Annotated in this window: 21 protein-coding genes and 1 pseudogene; 13 read left to right on the plus strand and 9 right to left on the minus strand. The window is 75.5% G+C overall.

What is annotated here, in order from left to right:
• The first annotated feature begins 30 nt into the window (after nt 1-30).
• Nucleotides 31-207, plus strand: coding sequence for a hypothetical protein (locus ACQP1P_RS19240; protein WP_433088060.1), 177 nt, complete (start codon nt 31-33; stop codon nt 205-207).
• On the opposite strand, the gene ACQP1P_RS19245 is transcribed toward ACQP1P_RS19240, so the two are convergent.
• The 4 genes and pseudogenes from ACQP1P_RS19245 to ACQP1P_RS19260 all read right to left on the minus strand — a co-directional run bounded on the left by ACQP1P_RS19245 (nt 194) and on the right by ACQP1P_RS19260 (nt 4,232).
• The gene (locus ACQP1P_RS19245; RefSeq protein ID WP_433090052.1) at nt 194-2,557 is read right to left on the minus strand and encodes an ATP-binding protein; all 2,364 of its coding nucleotides are present in this window, start codon (nt 2,555-2,557) and stop codon (nt 194-196) included. The two genes, ACQP1P_RS19240 and ACQP1P_RS19245, sit on opposite strands and share 14 nt — an antisense overlap.
• Before the next feature lie 199 nt (nt 2,558-2,756).
• Nucleotides 2,757-2,981, minus strand: a pseudogene (locus ACQP1P_RS19250) (AfsR/SARP family transcriptional regulator); the annotation flags it as partial.
• 11 nt (nt 2,982-2,992) lie between these two features.
• Nucleotides 2,993-4,027 (minus strand): flavin-containing monooxygenase, encoded by a 1,035-nt coding sequence (locus ACQP1P_RS19255; RefSeq protein WP_433088061.1) that lies wholly within the window; start codon nt 4,025-4,027, stop codon nt 2,993-2,995.
• A gap of 7 nt (nt 4,028-4,034) precedes the next feature.
• On the minus strand, nt 4,035-4,232 hold the full coding sequence (locus ACQP1P_RS19260) for a heavy-metal-associated domain-containing protein (RefSeq protein WP_433088062.1): 198 nt from the start codon (nt 4,230-4,232) through the stop codon (nt 4,035-4,037).
• An 86-nt stretch (nt 4,233-4,318) separates the two neighbouring features.
• On the opposite strand from ACQP1P_RS19260, the gene ACQP1P_RS19265 reads away from it, so the two are divergent.
• The 3 genes from ACQP1P_RS19265 to ACQP1P_RS19275 are packed head-to-tail and all read left to right on the plus strand — an operon-like array spanning nt 4,319 to nt 8,679.
• Complete coding sequence (locus ACQP1P_RS19265) at nt 4,319-7,489, plus strand: heavy metal translocating P-type ATPase (protein ID WP_433088063.1); 3,171 nt, start codon at nt 4,319-4,321, stop codon at nt 7,487-7,489.
• Between the two features lie 57 nt (nt 7,490-7,546).
• A complete protein-coding gene (locus ACQP1P_RS19270) occupies nt 7,547-7,879 on the plus strand; it encodes an ArsR/SmtB family transcription factor (RefSeq protein ID WP_433088064.1) in 333 nt (110 codons plus the stop codon).
• Nucleotides 7,876-8,679: an SRPBCC family protein gene (locus ACQP1P_RS19275; RefSeq protein WP_433088065.1), complete on the plus strand. Its 804-nt coding sequence runs from the start codon at nt 7,876-7,878 to the stop codon at nt 8,677-8,679. Before ACQP1P_RS19270 ends, ACQP1P_RS19275 begins: the two co-directional genes overlap by 4 nt.
• A gap of 8 nt (nt 8,680-8,687) precedes the next feature.
• Here ACQP1P_RS19275 and ACQP1P_RS19280 read toward each other — a convergent pair whose 3' ends face one another.
• Together ACQP1P_RS19280 and ACQP1P_RS19285 are read right to left on the minus strand one after the other, a co-directional pair.
• Nucleotides 8,688-9,431, minus strand: coding sequence for an SDR family oxidoreductase (locus ACQP1P_RS19280; RefSeq protein WP_433088066.1), 744 nt, complete (start codon nt 9,429-9,431; stop codon nt 8,688-8,690).
• 526 nt (nt 9,432-9,957) lie between these two features.
• Entirely contained in the window at nt 9,958-10,917 is a 960-nt protein-coding gene (locus tag ACQP1P_RS19285; protein WP_433088067.1) for a winged helix-turn-helix domain-containing protein, read from the minus strand.
• Nucleotides 10,918-11,043: 126 nt separating this feature from the next.
• Here ACQP1P_RS19285 and ACQP1P_RS19290 point away from each other — a divergent pair, with 126 nt between their 5' ends.
• Both ACQP1P_RS19290 and ACQP1P_RS19295 read left to right on the plus strand, forming a co-directional pair.
• Nucleotides 11,044-11,718 (plus strand): cytidylate kinase family protein, encoded by a 675-nt coding sequence (locus ACQP1P_RS19290; RefSeq protein ID WP_433088068.1) that lies wholly within the window; start codon nt 11,044-11,046, stop codon nt 11,716-11,718.
• Between the two features lie 87 nt (nt 11,719-11,805).
• Nucleotides 11,806-12,150: a cupin domain-containing protein gene (locus ACQP1P_RS19295; RefSeq protein ID WP_433088069.1), complete on the plus strand. Its 345-nt coding sequence runs from the start codon at nt 11,806-11,808 to the stop codon at nt 12,148-12,150.
• 12 nt (nt 12,151-12,162) lie between these two features.
• Here ACQP1P_RS19295 and ACQP1P_RS19300 read toward each other — a convergent pair whose 3' ends face one another.
• The gene (locus ACQP1P_RS19300; RefSeq protein WP_433088070.1) at nt 12,163-12,714 is read right to left on the minus strand and encodes a TetR/AcrR family transcriptional regulator; all 552 of its coding nucleotides are present in this window, start codon (nt 12,712-12,714) and stop codon (nt 12,163-12,165) included.
• A gap of 127 nt (nt 12,715-12,841) precedes the next feature.
• Here ACQP1P_RS19300 and ACQP1P_RS19305 point away from each other — a divergent pair, with 127 nt between their 5' ends.
• Nucleotides 12,842-13,864 carry an aldo/keto reductase gene (locus ACQP1P_RS19305; protein ID WP_433088071.1) on the plus strand — a complete coding sequence of 341 codons (1,023 nt, stop codon included), beginning with the start codon at nt 12,842-12,844 and terminating at the stop codon, nt 13,862-13,864.
• Nucleotides 13,865-13,914: 50 nt separating this feature from the next.
• Nucleotides 13,915-14,442 (plus strand): DUF6882 domain-containing protein, encoded by a 528-nt coding sequence (locus tag ACQP1P_RS19310; RefSeq protein ID WP_433088072.1) that lies wholly within the window; start codon nt 13,915-13,917, stop codon nt 14,440-14,442.
• Here the strand turns inward: ACQP1P_RS19310 and ACQP1P_RS19315 are convergent.
• Nucleotides 14,423-14,908: an AAA family ATPase gene (locus tag ACQP1P_RS19315; RefSeq protein ID WP_433088073.1), complete on the minus strand. Its 486-nt coding sequence runs from the start codon at nt 14,906-14,908 to the stop codon at nt 14,423-14,425. The two genes, ACQP1P_RS19310 and ACQP1P_RS19315, sit on opposite strands and share 20 nt — an antisense overlap.
• A gap of 162 nt (nt 14,909-15,070) precedes the next feature.
• On the opposite strand from ACQP1P_RS19315, the gene ACQP1P_RS19320 reads away from it, so the two are divergent.
• The 4 genes from ACQP1P_RS19320 to ACQP1P_RS19335 are packed head-to-tail and all read left to right on the plus strand — an operon-like array spanning nt 15,071 to nt 17,832.
• Complete coding sequence (locus ACQP1P_RS19320; protein ID WP_433088074.1) at nt 15,071-15,898, plus strand: ion transporter; 828 nt, start codon at nt 15,071-15,073, stop codon at nt 15,896-15,898.
• On the plus strand, nt 15,895-16,737 hold the full coding sequence (locus ACQP1P_RS19325) for a helix-turn-helix domain-containing protein (RefSeq protein ID WP_433088075.1): 843 nt from the start codon (nt 15,895-15,897) through the stop codon (nt 16,735-16,737). The genes ACQP1P_RS19320 and ACQP1P_RS19325 overlap by 4 nt, the downstream gene beginning before the upstream one ends.
• Nucleotides 16,738-16,748: 11 nt before the next feature.
• Nucleotides 16,749-17,351 carry a dihydrofolate reductase family protein gene (locus ACQP1P_RS19330; RefSeq protein WP_433088076.1) on the plus strand — a complete coding sequence of 201 codons (603 nt, stop codon included), beginning with the start codon at nt 16,749-16,751 and terminating at the stop codon, nt 17,349-17,351.
• A gap of 19 nt (nt 17,352-17,370) precedes the next feature.
• The gene (locus ACQP1P_RS19335) at nt 17,371-17,832 is read left to right on the plus strand and encodes a hypothetical protein (protein WP_433088077.1); all 462 of its coding nucleotides are present in this window, start codon (nt 17,371-17,373) and stop codon (nt 17,830-17,832) included.
• Between the two features lie 56 nt (nt 17,833-17,888).
• On the opposite strand, the gene ACQP1P_RS19340 is transcribed toward ACQP1P_RS19335, so the two are convergent.
• A complete protein-coding gene (locus ACQP1P_RS19340) occupies nt 17,889-18,932 on the minus strand; it encodes an NAD(P)-dependent alcohol dehydrogenase (RefSeq protein WP_433088078.1) in 1,044 nt (347 codons plus the stop codon).
• 131 nt (nt 18,933-19,063) lie between these two features.
• Here ACQP1P_RS19340 and ACQP1P_RS19345 point away from each other — a divergent pair, with 131 nt between their 5' ends.
• Nucleotides 19,064-19,930 (plus strand): helix-turn-helix transcriptional regulator, encoded by an 867-nt coding sequence (locus ACQP1P_RS19345; protein WP_433088079.1) that lies wholly within the window; start codon nt 19,064-19,066, stop codon nt 19,928-19,930.
• Nucleotides 19,931-19,953: the final 23 nt, after the last annotated feature.

The raw sequence follows: 19,953 nt of genomic DNA on the forward strand, positions 1-19,953 counted from the left end.
GCGGACAGCGGCCGGCGGGAGGCTGCCCGGGTGACGACGGTGATGATCGGCGGGCCGGTCTGCCGGCGCTGCGTACGGCGGATCAGTGCCCGGGTGCGGGACCTGCCCGGGGTGGTGTCGCTGGAGCTGTGCGGGTACTGCGGCCGGCTGCGCGTGCGGGGCGGGGCCGGCCGGGCGGCGCTGCTGGCCGCGGTCAGCGAGCCGTGAACGCCCGCAGCTTCGCCAGCGCCCACGGGAACTCGTGCTCGCCGAGCAGGTCCAGCGCCCGGCGGCCCTCCGCGGCGGCGGTCGCCTCGTCGCCGTCGGCGCGGGCGATCCGGGCCCGGCCCCACGCCGCCCACGCCTGGCAGCGGGGGTTGCGGGCCTGCCGGGCGACCGCGTCGGCCTCGGCGAGCAGCGGGGCCGCGGCGGCCGGGTCGCCCGCGTCGAGCCGGGCGTGGGCGAGGTGCACGAGGGCGAACGCGAGCCCGTGCGGGGCCTGCAGCCGGCGCGAGCGATCGACGACCCGCCCCAGGACCCGCTCCGCCTCGGCGGGCCGCCCGGCGCCGAAGAGCGCGACGCCGAGGTGCGCCGCGGCCGCCTCGGCCATCATCGAGTCGCCGGCTTCCAGGAAGCGCGACTCGGTGCCGCGCCACCGGGTCACCGCGGAGTCGAAGTCGCCGATGCGCAGGTCCAGCATGGCCTCGAGGTACTCCGCCGTGGCCAGCCAGTAGGCGTCGGCGAGCTCGTCGCGGCTGCGGCGCACGAGGGCCCGGTGGTGTTCGGGGTCGCCGCTGTACTGCCCCTCCCACGCCACGACGAGCCGGGAGATCGCGGCGTTGCCCGCGTCCCCGAGCTCCTCGAACAGGGCGAGGCTGGTCCGGGCCGCGGCCCGGGACTCGGCCGTCGGGTAGTACACCCCGAGCAGGCCGACGCCCTGCAACAGCTTCGCCCGCTCGGCGGGTGGCGGGTCGCCGGTGGCCAGCAGCACCGTCAGCGCCCGGACGCCCTCGTACCGCACGCCGTAGTTCCAGTACGGCATGAGCGCCTCCACCAGGCGCATCCCCGCCCGCAGGTCCCCGGGCGCCAGTTCCAGGGCCCGCTCCACCGCGGCGCGCAGGTTGTCGGCGTCCTCGCGCAGCCGCTGCCAGGCCGGCGCGGCGGAGCGCACCGACGGCCCGAACCGCTCGGCGAGCCGGGTGTAGTGGCCGAGGTGCCGGTCGCGGCAGGTGCCCGTCTCGCCGGCCTCGGCGAGGCGGTCCGCGGCGTAGTCGAGCACCGTGGCGAGCAGCCGGAACCGCCCGGTGGCCGGGTCGGGCACCACCAGCGAGCGGTCGACCAGGCGCAGCAGCAGATCCAGCACGTCGCCGGCCCCGATGGCCCCGAACGCGCCCACGTCCTCGGCCGCGGCCAGGTCCCAGCCGCCCCGGAACACCGCCAGCCGGCGCAGCAGCACCCGCTCGGGCTCCGGCAGCAGGTCGTGGCTCCAGTCGAGCACGGCCCGCAGCGTGCGGTGCCGGGCCTCGGCGGTGCGGGGACCGCCGGTCAGCAGGGCGAACCGGTCGCCGAGGCGCTCGGCGATCTCGGCCGGCGGCAGCGCCTTGACCCGGGCCGCCGCCAGCTCGACGGCGAGCGGGATGCCGTCGAGCGAGCGGCAGATGGCCTCGACCGCGGGCGTGGTGCCGGCGTCGAGCGCGAAGCCGTGGCGCACGGCCCGCGCCCGGTCGGCGAAGAGCCGGGTCGCCGACGGCAGGTCCAGCGGCGCGACGGGCACCTGCACCTCGCCGGTGACGGCGAGCGCCTCCCGGCTGGTCGCCAGCACCCGCACACCCGGGGCGGCCTGCACGATCCGGTCCACGAGCGCGGCGGCGCTGTCGACGACGTGCTCGCAGTTGTCGACGACGAGCAGCATGCGGGCGCCGGCCAGGTGACCGGCGAGGGCTTCCCCGTCGGGGACCCCGAACTGCACGGCCACGGCCTCGGCGATCTCGGCGCCGGGCGGCAGCGCGGCGAGCCGGACGAGCCGGACCTCGACGTCGGCGGCCAGGTGGCGGGCGGCCTCGACGGCGAGGGTGGTCTTGCCGACGCCGCCGGGCCCGACCAGCGTGACGACCCGGGCCGTGCGCAGCTGGTCGAGCACGAGGGCGAGGTCGTCGTCCCGGCCGAGCAGCGAGGTGAGCCGGGCCGGCAGCGCCGGGCCGGTCCGCGCGGGCACGGACCCAGGCACGGCCGCGGGGCGGTCCGGCACCTCCTGGCGCAGGATGGCCCCGGCGAGCGCCTCCAGCTCGGGGGAGGGATCGATGCCGAGCTCGTCGGCGAGCCGCCGGCGCAGCGCCCGGTGCACGGCGAGCGCGTCGGCCTGCCGCCCGGCGCCCTGCAGGGCGAGCATGAGCAGCCGGGCCGGGCGCTCCCGCAGCGGGTGCTCGGCCGCGAGCCGCTCCAGGTCGGCGACGGCGCCGCCGGGCCGGCCGGTCGCGGTCAGCAGCTCGAGGCGGTCCTCGACGGCGCCGAGCCGCAGCTCCTCCAGCCGGTGCCGCTCCCGCCCGGCCCATTCGGCGTCGCCGACGTCGGCCAGCAGCCAGCCCGCGCCACCAGGCCAGCGCCTCGTCGAGCGCGCGCTCGGCGGCGGCCGGGTCGCCGGCGTCCCGAGCCGCGCGGGCCCGCCCGAGGGCCGCCTCGAACCGGTGCACGTCGACGGACTCGGGCGGCACCGCGAGCCGGTAGCCGGGCGCGCGGGTGAGCAGCCGGCCGCCCGCCTCGCCGAGCGCCCGCCGCAGCTTCGACACCCGCGTCTGCAGGGCGTTGGCCACGTCGACGGGCAGGTCCTCGCCCCACAGCGCGTCGGTCAGGGTGTCGACGGAGACCACCCGGCCCCCGGCGAGGACGAGCCGGGCCAGTAGCGGGCGCACCGACGGCGCCAGCGCGACCGGCGGCCGCCCCGGCAGGCGGACCTCGACCGGCCCGAGCAGGCGGAAGACGACCTCGGTGCTGTCCAGCGTCACGGGGGATCATGCTAATCGCCGCGCAGGAGCCGGTCGCCGAGCCGAGCCGCGTCGCGCCCGACCCAGCCGAGCACCGCGGAGCCGCGGGTACGCTGCCACGGCAGGCCGAGGAAGAACAGGCCGGGCCAGCCGGTCACGCCGTGGCGGTGCACCGGGGCACCCGTGCCGTCGAGCACGGGCACCTCCAGCCACGGGTAGTGCGGCCGGAATCCGGTCGCCCACACGACGGCGTCGACCGGCCGGGCCGAGCCGTCGGCGAGCAGGACGTTGCGGCCCTCGGCGCCGGTGACCCGGTCCAGCCGGTCCACGTGCCGCAGCAGGGCGCGCACGTCGGTGCCGATGATCGGGTTGGCGGCCCGGATGCGGCGGCCCAGCGGGCCGTGGGGGCCGAGGCCCATCGTGCCGAGGCGCGAGAACCACCAGAAGATGTCGCGGCCGAGCCAGCGCTGCGGCATGGCCGGGCCGATCGCCGCGGCCGACAGGGCGACCCGGCGGCCGGCCGCGGCGAGCTCCTGGGCGATCTGGACCCCGGTGTTGCCGGCCCCGACCACGACGACGTCCGGGCCGGGCACCTGGGCGGGGTTGCGGTACCGGCTGCTGTGCACCTGCACCACCGGCGGCGCGAGCCGGCCGGCGAACGCGGGGACGTGCGGGGTGTGGAAGGCCCCCGCGGCCACGACGACCCGCCGGGCCGCGTAGGTGCGGCCCGGGGTCCGCACCGTGAACCCGCCGCCCGGCTCGGGCCGGACCGCGCTCACCGGGCTGCCGAGGCACACCGGCAGGTCGAAGCGCTCCGCGTACGCCTGCAGGTAGTCGGCGACCTCGTCCTTGGTCGGATGGGCGTCCGGGTCGCCGGGGAACGGCAGGCCGGGCAGGGCGTTGAACCGGTTCGGCGTGAACAGCCGCAGCGAGTCCCATCGACGTCGCCACGCGTCGCCGACCCGGGCGTGCGCGTCGAGCACGGCGAACTCGCGCCCGGCCCGGCGCAGGTGCCAGGCCAGCGCGAGCCCGGCCTGGCCACCGCCGACGATCACCACGTCGAGCATCGCGGCCTCACACCGTCTCGTAGCCGGCGTCGTCGATCGCGGCCCGCACCGCGGCGGGATCGGCGGTGCCGAGGGTCCGGACGGTCCTCGCGGCGACGTCGACGCGGACCTCGGTGACGCCGGGCACGCGGCCGACGGAGGCGGTGATGGCGGCGACGCAGTGGCCGCAGGTGATACCGGGGACGTTGAGCAGGATCTCGTTCATGCCGGCCAGCCTGCGAGGGGCCGCTGTCCGGCCGCTGTCCGCACGCGGGCAGGGGCCGGACAGCGCGGCCCGGGATCGTCCGGCGCATGGAGAACTGCACCCTGGAGATCGGCGGCATGACCTGTGCGTCGTGCGTCGGCCGCGTGGAGAAGGCCCTGCTGCGGGTCGACGGCGTCGGCGCGGCCACCGTCAACCTCGCCACCGAGCGCGCGACGGTCACCTTCGACCCGTCCCGGGTCACGCCCGCCGCGCTGGCCGCCGCGGTGAGCCGGGCGGGTTACCGGGCCGCGGCACCCGCGCCGGCAGCGCCGAAACCGGCCGAGCGGGCCGAGCCGGGTCCGGGCCGCTGGACGTGGATCACGACCCTTGCCGCCGGCCTCGCCATGATGATCCTGATGTACGTCCCGCTGCCGCTCGACGCGATGGACTGGCTCATGCCGCTGCTGCTCGTCGTCGCGACGGTCGTGCAGATCGGGCCCGCCCGGCCCTTCTACGCCGCGGCGTGGGCGGCCGCCCGGCACCGCGCGGTCGACATGAACACCCTCGTGGTCCTCGGCACGACGGTCGCCTACGGCTACAGCGCCTTCGTGACCCTCTGGCCCGCCCAGGCCGAGCGATGGGGCCTGCCGCTGCACGTGTACTTCGAGATATCCGTCATCGTCACCGCCCTCGTCCTCGCCGGGCGGTGGCTCGAGGCCCGGGCGCGGCGGCAGACCGCGGCGGCGATCCGGACCCTGGTCGGGCTGCAGCCCCGCACCGCCCGAGTGCTGCGCGGCGGCGAGGAGCTCGACGTCCCCGTCGAGTCCGTCGCCGTCGGTGAGCTGGTCCGGGTCCGGCCCGGTGAGCGGGTGCCCGTCGACGGCGTGGTCACCGAGGGCGCCTCCAGCGTCGACGAGAGCATGCTCACGGGGGAGAGCCTGCCCGCGGCCAAGACCGTCGGCGACGTGCTCATCGGCGCCACGGTCAACCGCACCGGCGCCGTCGTCATGCGGGCCACCGCCGTCGGCCGCGACACGACCCTGGCCCAGATCGTCCGTCTCGTCGAGGACGCCCAGGCCGGCAAGGCGCCGATGCAGCGGCTCGTCGACCGCGTCTCCGGCTGGTTCGTGCCCGCCGTGATCGCGCTGGCGGTGCTCACGTTCGCGGTCTGGGCCGTCGCCGGCTCGCTCACCGCCGGCCTCGGCGCCGCCGTCGCCGTGCTGATCGTCGCCTGCCCCTGCGCGCTCGGGCTGGCCACGCCGACGGCGATCATGGTCGGTACCGGCAAGGCGGCCGAGCTCGGCATCCTCATCGGCGGCGGCGAGGCCCTCGAGCAGGCCCGGCGGGTCACCACCGTCGTGCTCGACAAGACCGGCACCCTGACCCTTGGCCGGCCCGCCGTCACGACCGTCGTGGCGCGGCCCGGCACCGACCCCGGCGACCTGCTCGCGTGCGCCGCCGCCGCGGAGGCCGGCTCCGAGCACCCGGTCGGCGAGGCGATCGTCGCGCACGCCCGCGACCTCGGCCTGGCGCTGCCGCTCCTCGACGCGTTCGAGGCCGTGCCCGGCCACGGCATCCGGGCCCGGGCCGGCGGCCGCGACGTCGTCATCGGCAACGCCGCCCACCTCGACCACCACGGCGTGTCCACCGAACCGCTGGCCGCGGCGGCGGCCGAGGTCGCCGGCGCGGGCGGGACCGCGGTCTACGCCGCCCTCGACGGCGAGCTCGCGGGCCTGATCGGGATCGCCGACACCGTGCGGCCCGAGGCGCCGGCGGCCGTCGCGCAGCTGCGCGCCCTCGGCCTGGACGTCTGGATGCTGACCGGCGACGAGCGGCGCGCCGCGGAGGTCGTCGCGGGCCGGGTCGGCATCGAGCGGGTCGTCGCCGGGGTGCGCCCCGGCGGCAAGGCCGCGCACGTCGAGGCCCTCCAGCGCGACGGCGCCGTGGTCGCGATGGTCGGCGACGGCATCAACGACGCCCCCGCGCTGGCCCGGGCCGATCTGGGCGTCGCCGTCGGCACCGGCACCGACGTGGCCATCGCCGCCTCCGACATCACGCTCGTCGGCGGCGACCTGCGCGGCATCGTGACCGCGATCGCGCTGTCCCGCCGCACCGTCGCCACGATCAGGCAGGGGCTCGGCTGGGCGTTCGCCTACAACGTCCTGCTCATCCCGGTGGCCGCCGGCGTGCTGTACCCCCTCAACGGCACCCTGCTCGACCCGTCCCTCGCCGCCGCCGCGATGGCGATGAGCTCGGTCAGCGTCGTCACCAACGCGCTGCGGCTGCGCCGGTTCCGCCGTCCCGTCACCGCCGCGCGGCTGCGGCCCCGGCTCGGTGCCCGGCTCGCCGATCTCGGGTACCTGGCCGGCGTCGCGGCCCTCGCCGTCGCCGTCGGTGCCGGGCTCACCGGCCTGAGCCACACCGCCGCCGCCCGCCGCGGCATGAACGGCGTGCTGGCCTGGACCCAGGGCACCGGCATGCCGATGCGGCCGCCGATGAGCGTCATGATGGACGCCGACATCGCGCCCCGGCCCGCCGAGGACGACGGCGTGCGGGTCGCGCTCGACGTGCCCGCCGGCATCGTGCCCGGCGAGCCCGCGACCATCGGCGTCCGGGTCACCGACGCCGCGACCGGCCGCCCGATCGGCGACGTCGGCCGCAGCCACGAGGCCTGGATGCACTTCATCGCCGCCCGCGCGGACCTCGGCACGTTCGCGCACGTCCATCCGGAGCCGACCGGCCGCCCCGGCGCGTTCGCGGTGCGCGTGACCTTCCCGACCGCGGGCCGCTACCTCGTGCACACCGAGCTGCGCCGCAAGGGGGCCATGGGCGACCTCATCGAGCGGCACGAGATCGTCGTCGGCGACCCGTCCGCGGTGCCCGCCGGCCCCGCGCCGGCGCCCTCGCCCCGCGACCAGGTCGTCGACGGCGTCCAGGTGATCCTGGCCGGCACCGCGACCGTCGGCGCGCCGAGCCGGTTCAGCTACTGGTTCGCCGACACGGCCACGGGTGAGCCGCTCACGGGGCTGCGGCCGTACCTGGCCGCCGCGGGCCACGTGGTCGTCATGCCGCTGGACGGCTCCGGCTTCGCCCACGAGCACGCCGAGGCGGTGGACGACGCGGGCCGCACGCTCTACGCGCTGCCCGGTGCCACGTTCGGGCCCGAGCTGCGGATGCACGCGGACTTTCCGCGCGCCGGCCTGTACCGCCTGTGGGGCCAGTTCCGCCTCCCCGACGGCCGGGTCATCACGACGACGTTCGCCGTGGCGGCGTCGTGATGCTCCGCCCGGGTCCGTGCCGTTGACGGTATATACCGACGGGGGTATGTTCGAGGGGTGCTATCGGTCTTCGAGGTGCTGTCACTGCCCGCGCGGCGGGAGATCATCGAGCGGCTGCGGCTCGGGCCGCAGTCGGTCGGCGAGCTCGCCGACGGGCTCGGGGTCAGTCAGCCGATCATGTCGAAGCACCTGCGCGTGCTGCGCGACGCCGGGTTCGTGAGCGTGCGCGCCGATGCGCAGCGGCGGTGGTACGAGCTGCGCGCCGAACCACTGGTCGAGGTCGCGCGATGGCTGGAGCCGTACCGCTGGATGTGGGAGCACCGCCTCGACCGGCTCGGTGACCGGCTCGACGCGATGCGCGACGAGGAAGCAGGAGGGCCACGATCATGACCGAACCCGAGTTCGTCGAAACCGGGACGGGACCGGCGGTACACGTGATGCGTGTCTATGACCATCCGATCGAGCGGGTCTGGCGGGCGGTGACCACGCCGGAGCACCTGGAGCACTGGTTCCCCACCGCCGCGGACTTCGACCTGCGGCCGGGGGGCCGGATCCGCTTCGGCGACCTCGGCGACGGCGGCTCCGAGGGGGAGGTGCTCGCCGTCGAGCCGCCGCGGCGCCTCGACTTCCTGTGGGGCGGCCAGCGCTTCGAGTTCCGCCTGGTGCCCGAGGGCTCCGGCACCCGCTTCACGCTGGTGCACCACTTCGACGACCGGGCCGGCGCCGCCAGCTTCGCGTCCGGATGGGAGACCTGCCTGCGGGCGCTGTCGGCGGTACTGTCCGATGAGCCCCCGCCGCCGCCCGGACGCGCCGTGGCCCGCCACGAGGAGCTGGTGCGCCGCTTCGGCCTCGACCGCCCGCTGGTCACCCGCGACGCGGCCGGCTGGCACCTGCGCTTCGAGCGCCAGCTGACCGGCCCGGCCGAGCGGGCGTGGAGCCGCTTCTTCGGCGGCGATGCGCCCGGCGTGGGGGAGCCGTACCAGCGATACGGCACCGTCACCGAGGCCGACGCCGCCAAGACGTTCGCGTGCCCGGGCGTGCGCCTGACCCTCGGTCCCGGCACCGGGCACGGTGCGCGGCTGGTGCTGGAGGCCGACGGCACCGGCGAACCCGAGCTGGCCGCGGCCGTCGAGCAGTGGGGTGGCGCGGTCGCCCGCGTCGCCCGCGAGGTCGCCGCGTCCGAGGCCTGAGCGGCGGGTCAGCGGCCGCCGGCCACGTCGATCGTCGTGCCCGTCACGTAGGCGGCGTCGGGGGAGAGCAGCCACGCCACCGCGCCCGCGACGTCCTCGGCCGTGCCGGCGCGGCCCAGCGGCTGGTCCGGGCCGAGGCGGTGGGCGCGGCCGGGCTCGCCCCCGCTCGCGTGGATCTCGGTGTCGATGATGCCCGGGCGGATGCTGGTGACGCGGATGCCGTACCTCGCCACCTCCAGCGCCAGCCCCCGGGTGAGCGTGTCCACCGCGGCCTTGCTCGCGGCGTAGTCGACGTATTCGCCCGGGGCCCCCAGCTGCGCCGCCTTCGACGAGATGTTCACGATCGCCCGGTCGGGCCGGTCGCTGCCGCGCATCCGGATCACGGCCTCCCGGCAGCACAGGGCCAGCCCGACGACGTTCACCGCGAGGACCCGCGCCCACCGCTCGGCCGTGATCTCCTCGAACGCGCACTGCCGCTCGAGCACCCCGGCGCTGTTGACCAGGCCGGCCAGCGGGCCGAGCGCGTCCGCGGCCGCGAACAGCTCGCCGACCCCGGCCGGGTCGCCGACGTCGCAGGCGACCGCCCGCACCGGGCTGTCCGCGCGGTGCAGCTGCGCGACCAGCGCCTCGGCGCGTTCGACGTTGCCGCGGTACCCGAGGATGAGCCCCCGGCCGGGCACCCCGGCGAGCCGGCGGGCCACGGCCGCGCCGATCCCGCGGGTCCCGCCGGTGATGACGTAGACAGCCTGCATGGTGGTGACCGTACCGCCCGCACCCCGGCCGCCGTCACCGACCGGGCCCGCCTCGCGGCCGACCCGCGCGCGACCCGCCGCCGCGGCGAGGTCCAGCCGGGCACGCTCGGCGTCGCCGCACCCGTCCGCGTCGCGGGCCGCGCCCTGGCCGCCGTGACTCTGGCCGCACCATGAACGGCAACCCGGCCAGGGTCCTCACCGCACCGGCCGCGTCGCGGGCCGCGCCCCGGCCGCCGTGACCCTGGCCGCACCATGAACGGCAACCCGGCCAGGGTCCTCACCGCACCGGCCGCGTCGCGGGCCGCGCCCCGGCCGCCGTGACCCTGGCCGGCGTGACTCTGGCCGCACCGTGAACGGCAACCCGGCCAGGGCCCGCCAGTTCCTCCCGCGCCGGGCCTGAACCGAAAAAATCGGGTCTGGCGCAACCGCGCCGACTCGGGCTAATCTTTCTGCGAGACCGGCATCTTCCCCCGTGGATGCCGGTCTCCATTACGTTGCGGCCCCATGACATTGCGGCCCCGTCGAACTATGTCGCGGCCCCGTCGACCCGCTCGGCCCGCGCGATCAGCGCGACGATCCGGTGCTGCAGCGCGGGCGGGCAGGAGTCCACCCGCGGGGAGTCGCCGGGCGCGAGCAGCTCGATCCGCTGGTGCAGCAGTCCCAGCCGCTCCCGGTCCCCGTCGCGCAGCACCGCGTCGAGCTGCTCGGTCAGCCCGTCGAGGAGCAGCCACCCGTCCGGCGGCAGCTGCCAGGTGAGGGCCGCCCGCAGCACCGTGACGACGTCGCGGGCCGAGCGGTCGTCCGGCGGATAGGGCAGGAACTGGTAGCCGACCCCGCGCACCGTGAGCAGATGCCGCGGCGCCGCCGGCTCCGGCTCGATCTTGTCCCGCAGCCGCTTGATGTGCACGTTGAGCGTGTTGCTGTCGCCGGCCACCCCGTCCCAGACCGAGGCGAGCAGCTGCTCGCGCGGCAGCGTCCGGCCCGCGTTGCGCACGAACGCCTCCAGCAGCCGGAACTCCTTGCCCGCCAGCTCGACCCGCTCCCCGGTGACGGTCGCGGTGCGCGCGGCCGGATCGAGCGCGACCGGCCCGGCGGCGATGACGGCGGGCAGCCGGTTCCCGGTGGTCCCGGGCCGACGCCGCAGCACCGCCCGGATGCGGGCCACGAGCTCGCGCGTGCCCAGCGGCCGGATGACGCAGTCGTCGGCCCCGTGCTCCAGCGCGAGCAGGACGTCGTCCTCGGCGGCGCGGGCGCTCACCACGATGATCCCGACACCCCGGCGCCCGCGCATGATCCGGCAGAGCTCGAGTCCCCGCCGCTCGATCCGGGCGACGTCGAGCAGCACGAGATCGGCGCCGTGCTCGGCGAGCTCCGGCACCGCGTCGCCGAACGAGGCGACCCGGGCGTCGTAGCCCTCACCGCGCAGCAGCGCGGCCGGCGCGGCGGCCGATGACGGGTCCTCCGAGACGAGCAGCAGGCGGGTCACGCCAACCAACATAGGGGACGACTGTTAACAGCAGGGTTCGCAAGCCCGTCTCACCCGCGTCTTGACCCGTGGGTGAGACTTGTGGCGATGCGGAAGGCCGGCTCGGACACGGCGTAGGGGGCAGGCATGGACCGGGGGACCCGCGACGAGGTGCTGGACCACCTGGCGGCGGCGGTCGGGGCCGTCGCCGTCGCACACCCGACGCGGGTCGCCGTCGACGGGCCGCCCGCCGCGGGCAAGACCACGCTCGCCGACGAACTGGCCGTCGTCCTGCGCGCACGGGGCCGCGACGTCATCCGCGCGACGATCGACGACTTCCTGTTCCCCCGGGCGCGGCGCTATCTGCGCGGCGAGTACTCGGCGGAGGGCTGCTACTTCGACGCCCACGACTACGACGGGCTGACCCGGGTCCTGCTCGATCCGCTCGGCCCGGGCGGGGACCGGCGCTTCCGGCACGCGGTCTACGACCATGCGACGGACACCGCCCGCTCCGCGCCGGTCGCGACCGCCCCCGCCGACGCCGTGCTGATCTTCGACGGCGTCTTCCTCCTGCGCCCGGAACTGATCGGCCGGTGGGACCTGCGCGTCTTCGTGTCGGCCGACCTCGACAAGACGGTGGATCGGGCCGTGATCCGGGAGCGTGCGGTGTCGTCCCGGGCCGACGTCGAGCGACGCTGGCGCGAGCGGTACATCCCCGCCCAGCGGCTCTACTTCGCCACGGTCCGCCCGGCCGAGCACGCCGATGTCGTCGTGCACAACGACGAGCCGCGGCGGCCGGTCTGGGTGAGCCGGACACGCTGAAACGCGACGCGCCCGGGCACCCCGAATTCGGCGGCCGCGGGCTTATCCTCGGCCTCGGCGGGCTTGACGTGCGGAAGGGAGCGGGCGATGCGCGACGAGGCGAAGGCCCCGGAGGCCGGCGGCGTCACGGTGGAGGTCCTGGCGACGGTCGACCTCACCGACGAGATCGAGGGGCTGGCGGGGCACCAGCTGCGCATGCGCATGGTGACCATCGCGCCGGGTGGGGTCTTCGGCCCCTTGCACGATCACAAGGGGCGGCCGGGCACCGTCTACGTCCTGCAGGGCACGATCACCGACCATCGCGACGGCGGCACCACGGACTACGGGCCGGGACCCGGCTGGCCCGAGGACCGGCACACGCTGCACTGGCTGGAGAACCGGGGAACGGTGCCGGCCGTGGAGATCTCCGTCGACATCGTCCGGCCGGAGTAGCACCGGCGCCGGTCAGGGCCGCAGGCCGGACAGGAACACGTCGACCAGGCGGCGGCCGTAGCCGGGCTCCTCGCCCGGCACCGGCTGGCACAGCAAGGCGACCGCGTGCAGGATGTCCACGGCGCGCACGTCGGGGCGGATCTCGCCGGCCCGCGCCGCGGCCTCGATGAGCGACTCCAGCACCGGGGCCATGCGCTCGTAGAAGTACACCCGCAGGTGGTGGTGGGCGGCGTCGCCGGCCTGCAGGGCCGAGGCGAGCCCGGCCTTGGTCGCGACCAGCTCGGTGTAGCGCCGCACCCACATCGCGAGGGCCGCGGCGGGCGGCTGGGCCGCGCTCAGCCGCGGGCCCGCCGCGGCGCAGGCGTCGATCTCGTGTTCGAGCACGGCGATGACCAGGTCCGAGCGCTGCGGGAAGTGGCGGTAGAGGGTGCCGACGCCGACGCCGGCGCGGTCGGTGATCTCCTTCGCGGGCGCGTCGACGCCCGACTCGGCCAGCACGATCTTCGCGGCCTCGAGCAGGGCTTCGAGGTTGCGCTGGGCGTCGGCGCGCCGCGGGCTGGACACCAGGGCCCTCCTGTTCCGTCGCGGAAGTCCGGTCACTCCCCACGAAAAGGCTGTTGCGGAAACGGAAAGCCTTTCCGTATGGTGAAGCGGAAGAGCTTTCCGGTTCACCATACGGCAGGAGACCGTCATGCGGTACCGCACCCTCGGCCGGACGGGCATCAAGGTCAGCCCGTACGCGCTCGGCACGCTCATGTTCGCCACGTCCGTCGGCAACGCCGATCCCGCCGAATCGGCCCGGGTCCTGCACAAGGCGCTCGACGCGGGCATCAACTTCATCGACACCGCCGACGCGTACGGCGACTCGGAGGAGGTCGTCGGCAAGGCGCTGCGAGGCCGGCGCGACGACGTCGTGCTCGCCACCAAGTTCGCCCGCCCCACCGGCGAGGACCCGAACCACCAGGGCGGCTCGCGGCGCTGGATCATGCGGGCGGTCGAGCACTCGCTGCGCCGGCTGCAGACCGACTACATCGACCTGTACCAGGTCCACCGCCCCGACCCGTCCACCGACATCGAGGAGACGCTGTCGGCGCTGTCGGACCTGATCCACAGCGGCAAGGTGCGGGCGATCGGCACCTCCGGCCTGCCACCGTCGGACATCGTCGAGGCCCAGTGGGTCGCCGAACGCCGGGGACTGGAGCGGTTCCGCACCGAGCAGCCGGTGTACTCCCTGCTGAACCGCGGCATCGAGCGCGAGGTGCTGCCGGTCGCCCAGCGCTTCGGCCTCGGCACCGTCGTCTGGGGCCCGCTGGGCCAGGGCCTGCTGACCGGCCGCGTGCGCAAGGGCGGCGAGAACGACCTGAGCCGCGCCCGCTTCTTCAAGCACCTCACCGACGAGCGCCGCCTCGACGTCGTCGAGCGGCTCATCCCGCTCGCCGCGGAGGCGGGCCTGCCGATGACCCACCTCGCGATGGCCTTCACGATCGCGCACCCCGGCGTGACCAGCACCCTGCTCGGCGCCCGCACCGAGGCCCAGCTCGACGACCTGCTGGCCGGACTGGAGGTCGCCCTGACCGACGACGTGCTGGACCGCATCGACGAGATCGTCCCGCCCGGCACCGACGTGAGCCCGGTCGACCAGGCCTACGTCCCGCCGCCGCTGCAGAGCCCGCACCTGCGCCGCCGCCCGCTCGCCGAGCGCTCCGCGGCCTGAACGCCCTCAAGCTCGTCCCCGTCGAACGGCCATGTGGAAGACTCCGGGGCATGGGGATCTTCCGGCGCAGGAGCGGTCCGGGCGAGGAGCCGGTGGAGCTGAGCCTCATGTTGCTGCAGGGGCAGGACATGATCGCGCGGCTGGCCGAGGCGCACGCCTCGTGGGGCCTCGGCACCGCCCGGCAGTGGGGCCTCGACCAGCGCACCGGCGTCATCACCTGGACCTTCGCCGACAAGACGGCCACGGCGGCGGCACAGATCCTCGGCTCGTACAACCCGACGGCGCGGTCGTGGCTGTGGGCGTGGGCCAACGACTCGATCCTGCCCGCCCTGAGCGTGGCCTCCGAAACCGTCCGCGACTGGGCCGTCCGGCACGGCCAGGAGGCGCTGGCCCGGCCGAAGGTGGAGGCCGACGACGAGCGGGCCGACACCTTCTCGGCGCTCGCGGTGCGCATCACCCGGGCGACGGGCTTCTACCGGGGCTCGGGCGGCGCCTCGCTGCCGATCATCACGTTCGGCCCGGTGACCCTGACCGACGTCGACGGGCACACGTCGACCTTCAAGATCGAGGTGGAGTAGGGGCCGGGTCGAAGAGGGCGAGCTCCTCGGCGTCCGGCGCCTCGAACAGCGGGGCGTGCAGCTCCAGCAGCTCGCGCGTGATCGGGGCCGTCGCCCACGCCGCCGCCGCGCCGCGCGCCTCCAGCCGCCGGGCCAGCTCGTCCAGCGGCACGTCCAGGTAGTGCAGCTCGACCGCGGCCCCGAGCGCGCGGGCCCCGAGGCGCTTCTCGTCGCGGTCCGCGCGCATCCAGAATCCGTACTCCAGGATCACGCTCTGCCCCAGCCCGAGCAGCTCCCGCGCCAGGTGCCAGAGCTGCCGCTCCAGCCGCAGGCGGGCCGCCGCGTCGAACAGGTCGGCCCCGAGGGCGGCCAGCCACTCGTCCGGGCACAGCCGCACGGCCGGCACCTCGGCGGCCAGGCGCCGGGCGACGGTCGTCTTGCCGGAGCCGGGCAGCCCGCACATCAGCAGCAGCGTCGCTCGCCCCATGGGCCGATGGTCGCAGATCGCGGCGCGGGCGCCCGGCGCCGGTGGATTGCGACCTCGTGACATATGGCCGTCGTGGCCCCTGAGCACTTGCCGCACGGTGGCCGGTAACGGTGAGATCGTCGAATGGTCGATACGGCGCGGGTGGCTCGATGGTGTGCGGGCGTGACGAGGTCGCGGGCGTTCGAGGTGGCGATCGTCCTGCTCGTCGGGGCCAACGCGCTCGTGCTCGCCGTCGAGACGTACCCGCATCCCGGCGCCGTCGGCGACCTGCTCGACGAGCTCGAGTGGGGGTTCCGGATTGTGTTCGTGGCCGAGATCGCGATCCGCATCCTCGCGCACGGGCGGCGGCCGCTGGACTTCTTCAAGCAGGGCTGGAACGTCTTCGACTGCGTCGTGATCGCGGCGGCGTTCGTGCCGGGGCTGCACGGCGACTCGGCCGCGCTGCGCGTGATCCGCATCGCCCGCGTCGTGCGCCTGGTCCGGTTCTCGCCCGGCCTGCGCACGATCGTGACCGCGCTGCTGCGCAGCCTGCCCGGCGTCGGCGGCTTCCTCGCGCTGGCCCTGGTGACGCTCTACGTGTACGGCATGGCCGGCTGGCTGATCTTCGGCGACACGTACCCGGACGAGTACGGCACCATCGGCCGCGCGGTCCTGACCCTGTTCGTGCTGCTGTCGCTGGAGAACCTGCCGGACCTGATCCAGCAGGGGGTCCAGCTGTCGCCGTGGACGCTCGTCTACTACGTGAGCTACGTGCTGCTGACCGCCAACCTCCTCATGAACATCCTCATCGCCGTCATCGTCAACTCCATGGAGGAGGCGCGCCGGCTCGAGATGACCGACGGCCTGTCGCCCGGCTACGACGTCGACGGCGACGGGGTGCCCGACGAGATCGACCGGATCGCGGTCAGCCAGCGCCTCGACGACCTGCGCGCGCTCGTGCAGGAGCTGGAGCGCGAGCTGCGCATCGACCGCGGCCCGGGGGCGAGGTGAGCGAGTCCTACGTCGAGCGCCCGCCGCGGCCGGAGCTGTCGGGCGCGGTACGCACGGTATGGGTCCAGCGGACGGGCGCCGAGGCCTACGTCCAGCGGCACCTGCCCACGGGCGGCGTCGAGCTGCATGTCCCGATCGGCGGCCGGCCCCGGCTGCTGGGCCCGCTGACCGCCCCGCGGCTCGAGGTCATCGCGCCCCGGACCACCGTCGTGGGCGTGCGGTTCTGGCCGGGGACACCGCCGCCGCTGCCGGCCGCGCTCGACGACCTCGTGGACCAGCGCGTGGACCTCACCGACCTGTGGGGCCGCGCCGCACTGCGCCTCGCCGAGCCGCGGGCGCCCGAGCGGGTGCTCGCCGCGGTGCAGCGTCACGTGCTGGACGGCCTGCGCCGCAGCGGGGCCGCGGACCCGCTGGTGCGGGCGGCCGTGCGCGCGCTGATGCCCTGGCACCCGGTCGGCATCGAGCCGCTCGCCGAGCACCTCGGCATCTCCGTGAGCCAGCTGCGCCGCCGCTGCCTGCACGCCGTGGGCGTGGGCCCGAAGGTGCTCCAGCGCACGCTGCGGTTCCAGGGTTTCCTCGCGCTGGCCCAGGCCGGGTTCGCCGCGTCGGGGCGCCCGGGCGCGGACGGCGTGTCCACCCTCGCGGCCGACGTGGGCTACGCCGACCAGGCCCACCTCGGCCGGGAGTGCCTGCGCCTGAGCGGCCTCACCCCGCGGCAGCTGCTCGGCACCGCCTCGCTGGACCGGTGCGCGTGCGGCCACGACCACTCGGCCTCGTACCGGCCGTTCCTGCGCGGCGTGCGCGATTCGTTCAAGACCGGTGCTCGCCGCGGCCGCTAGCGTCCGGACACGTGCCCAAGGTTTTCAGCGCCCTCGCCGTCTCCGTCGACGGCTTCATCAGCGGCCGCACCCCGGCCGGCGAGCCGGAGTCCGGCCGCGGACTCGGCGACGCCCCGATGCTGTTCGACTGGTACTTCACGGGCGACACCCCCAGCCGCGAGTTCGACGGCTTCAAGCTCAGCGAGCCCAGCGCCCGGGTCTTCGACGCCCTCGCCGCCCGGGTCGGCGCCTGCGTGGCCGGACGGACCACCTACGAGCACTCCAGCGGCTGGAGCGGCGGCAGCCCCCACCCGACCGCGCCGCTCTTCGTGGTCAGCCACCGCCCCGTGCCCGGCCTCGGCGCGAGCCAGACCCTCGCGGCGGGCATCGAGGACGCGGTCGCCGCGGCGCGCGCGGCCGCCGGCGCCAAGGACGTCGCCCTCATGGGCGGCGGCGTGGTCACCGCGGCGCTCGAGGCCGGCCTGGTCGACGAGCTCGTGCTGCACCAGGTGCCGGTCCTGCTCGGCGGCGGCCACCGCTACTTCCGGCCGCTGCCCCGCCACGTCCGCCTGCGCCTGCTCGCGGTCGTCCCCGCCGACGGCGTCACGCACCTGCACTACGAGGTGGTCCGGTGATCCTCGTGGGATCGGTACCGTGTGGGGCCCGCTCGTCGACCCCGAGTCGCCGTTCTTCCACATCCCGCCCTACATCAGCGCCGTGCTGCGCGGCGAGCGGCCTTCCCGGCTGTACGGCGCCGACGGCGGCGACCGCTGCTACGCACCCGACGCCGGCCGGGCGATCGCGCTGCTGATGACGACGCCGACCCTGCGGCACGACACGTACAACGTCTCCAGCGGCGTCCCGTCCACCAACCGCGACTTCGCCGCCGCGCTGGAGTCCGCGATCACCGACGAGCAGGCGCACTACCACGGCTGCGGCGACGTGGCCGCCGTGGTGCCGCAGGAGGTGCCGGTCTACACGTGGAACCTCGCCGGATACCGGGTCGCGCACGCGCCGGCGGGCCCGAACCGGCACGCGTTCGGCGGGCTGTCCGACGCGGCGTTCGGCATGATCCCGCTGGCCGAGTCCGGCGAGGACGGGCGCCGGCCGTGCTGAGCGCGGGCGGCGGGACGGGGGAGGCCCCGCACGCCGGGCGTGCGGGGCTCTCCGGCTCAGCGCAGGGTGTCGATGTCGATGACGAAGCGGTACCGCACGTCGGAGGCGAGCACCCGCTCGTAGGCCTCGTTGACCGCGTCGGCGCCGATGACCTCGACCTCCGGGGCGATCCCGCGCTCGGCGCAGAAGTCCAGCATCTCCTGCGTCTCGGCGATGCCGCCGATGCTGGAGCCGGCGAACGTGCGCCGGTTACGGAACAGCGCGAACACCGGCACCTCGAGCGGCTGCGGCGGGGCGCCGACGCTGACCAGGGTGCCGTTCAGGCGCAGCAGGCCCAGGTAGGCGGCCATGTCGATCGGGGCGCTGACCGTGTTGATGATCAGGTCGAACCGGTTCTTGAGCGCCTCGAAGGTGGCCGGGTCGCTGGTGGCCTGGTAGTCACCGGCGCCGAAGGCGAGACCGTCGTCCTTCTTGCCGAGGGTCTGCGACAGTACCGTGACCTCGGCGCCCATCGCGACGGCGATCTTCACGGCCATGTGGCCGAGCCCGCCGAGCCCCACCACGGCGACCTTCGTGCCCGGGCCCGCGTGCCAGTGGGCCAGCGGCGAGTACGTGGTGATGCCGGCGCACAGCAGCGGGGCCGCGGCCTCGTACGGGATGGCCTCGGGCACCCGCAGCACGAAGTCCTCGTCGACGACGACGTGCGTGGAGTAGCCGCCCTGCGTGACGGTGCCGTCACGGTCGACGCTGCCGTAGGTGCCGACGTTGCCCTTGAGGCAGTACTGCTCCTGCCCGGCCCGGCAGTTCTCGCACTCGCGGCAGGAGTTGACCATGCAGCCCACCCCGACCCGGTCGCCGACGGCGTGCCGGCTGACCTCGGCACCCACCTCGGCGACCCGGCCGACGATCTCGTGCCCGACGGTCAGCGGGTAGGGCACCGTGCCCCACTCGCCGCGGACCGTGTGGATGTCGGAGTGGCAGATGCCGGCGTAGCGGATCTCGATGAGCACGTCGCGCGGTCCGAGGTCGCGCCGCTCGATCCTGGTGCGCACGAGCGGGTCGGTGGCCGAGGTCGCGGCGATGGCGTTGACGGTGAGCAAGGTGTCCTCCGGTGCTGACGTTCAGGTGCCGGTGTCCAGTCAACCCTGTCGCGCGGGTTCGCGGGAGGTTCCAGCGAGAGGTGTACCAGCGGTACACCCCAGGGCGCAGCGGCGCGCCGTACCGTCGAGGGGTGAACAACCGACTCGAGGTGCGCGAGTTCCTCACGACCCGGCGGGCGCGGGTCACGCCGGAGCAGGCCGGGTTGCCGGCCGGCGGGCAGCGCCGGGTGCCCGGACTGCGCCGCAGCGAGGTCGCCGCGCTGGCCGGGATGAGCGTCGAGTACTACGCGAAGGTCGAGCGCGGCTCGCTGGCCGGCGTCTCGGCCGGCGTCCTGGAGGCGATCGCCCGCGTGCTGCAGCTCGACGACGTCGAGCGGGCCCACCTGATGCGCCTGGCGCAGGAGGCCAACGGCGGCGGCGCGCTGCTGCGGCCGAGCCGGCGGCCCAAGCAGCGGGGGGTGCGCCCGAGCCTGCAGTGGGCGCTGGACGCCATCACGACCCCGGCGATCGTGGTGAACAACCGCGCCGACCTGCTCGCCGCGAACCATCTCGGCCGCGCGATGCACAGCGACCTGTACGCCGACCCGGCGACCACGCCGAACCTGGCGCGGTTCACGTTCCTCGACAGCGCGGCCCGCCGCTTCTACCCGGACTGGAGCCGCTTCGCCGACATGAGTGTGGCCAACCTCCGCACGGCGGCCGGCATCGACCCGCACGACAAGGGCCTGCACGACCTGGTCGGCGAGTTGTCGACCCGCAGCGACGAGTTCCGCCGCCGCTGGGGCGCGCACAACGTGCGCATCCACGGCGCCGGGGTCAAGCACTTCCACCATCACGTCGTGGGCGATCTCGCGCTCGCCTACGAGAGCATGGACCTGCAGGCCGACCCGGGCCTGACGCTGACCATCTACGCCGCCGAGCCCGACTCGCCGACCGCGCACGCGCTCGCGCTGCTCGCGTCCTGGGCGGCGCCGTCGGATCTCGTGGAGATGCCGTGAAGGCCGCCCCGCCGGGCGGCGCC

The sequence above is a fragment of the Dactylosporangium sp. CA-052675 genome (assembly GCF_050947935.1).
Taxonomy (GTDB): domain Bacteria; phylum Actinomycetota; class Actinomycetes; order Mycobacteriales; family Micromonosporaceae; genus Dactylosporangium.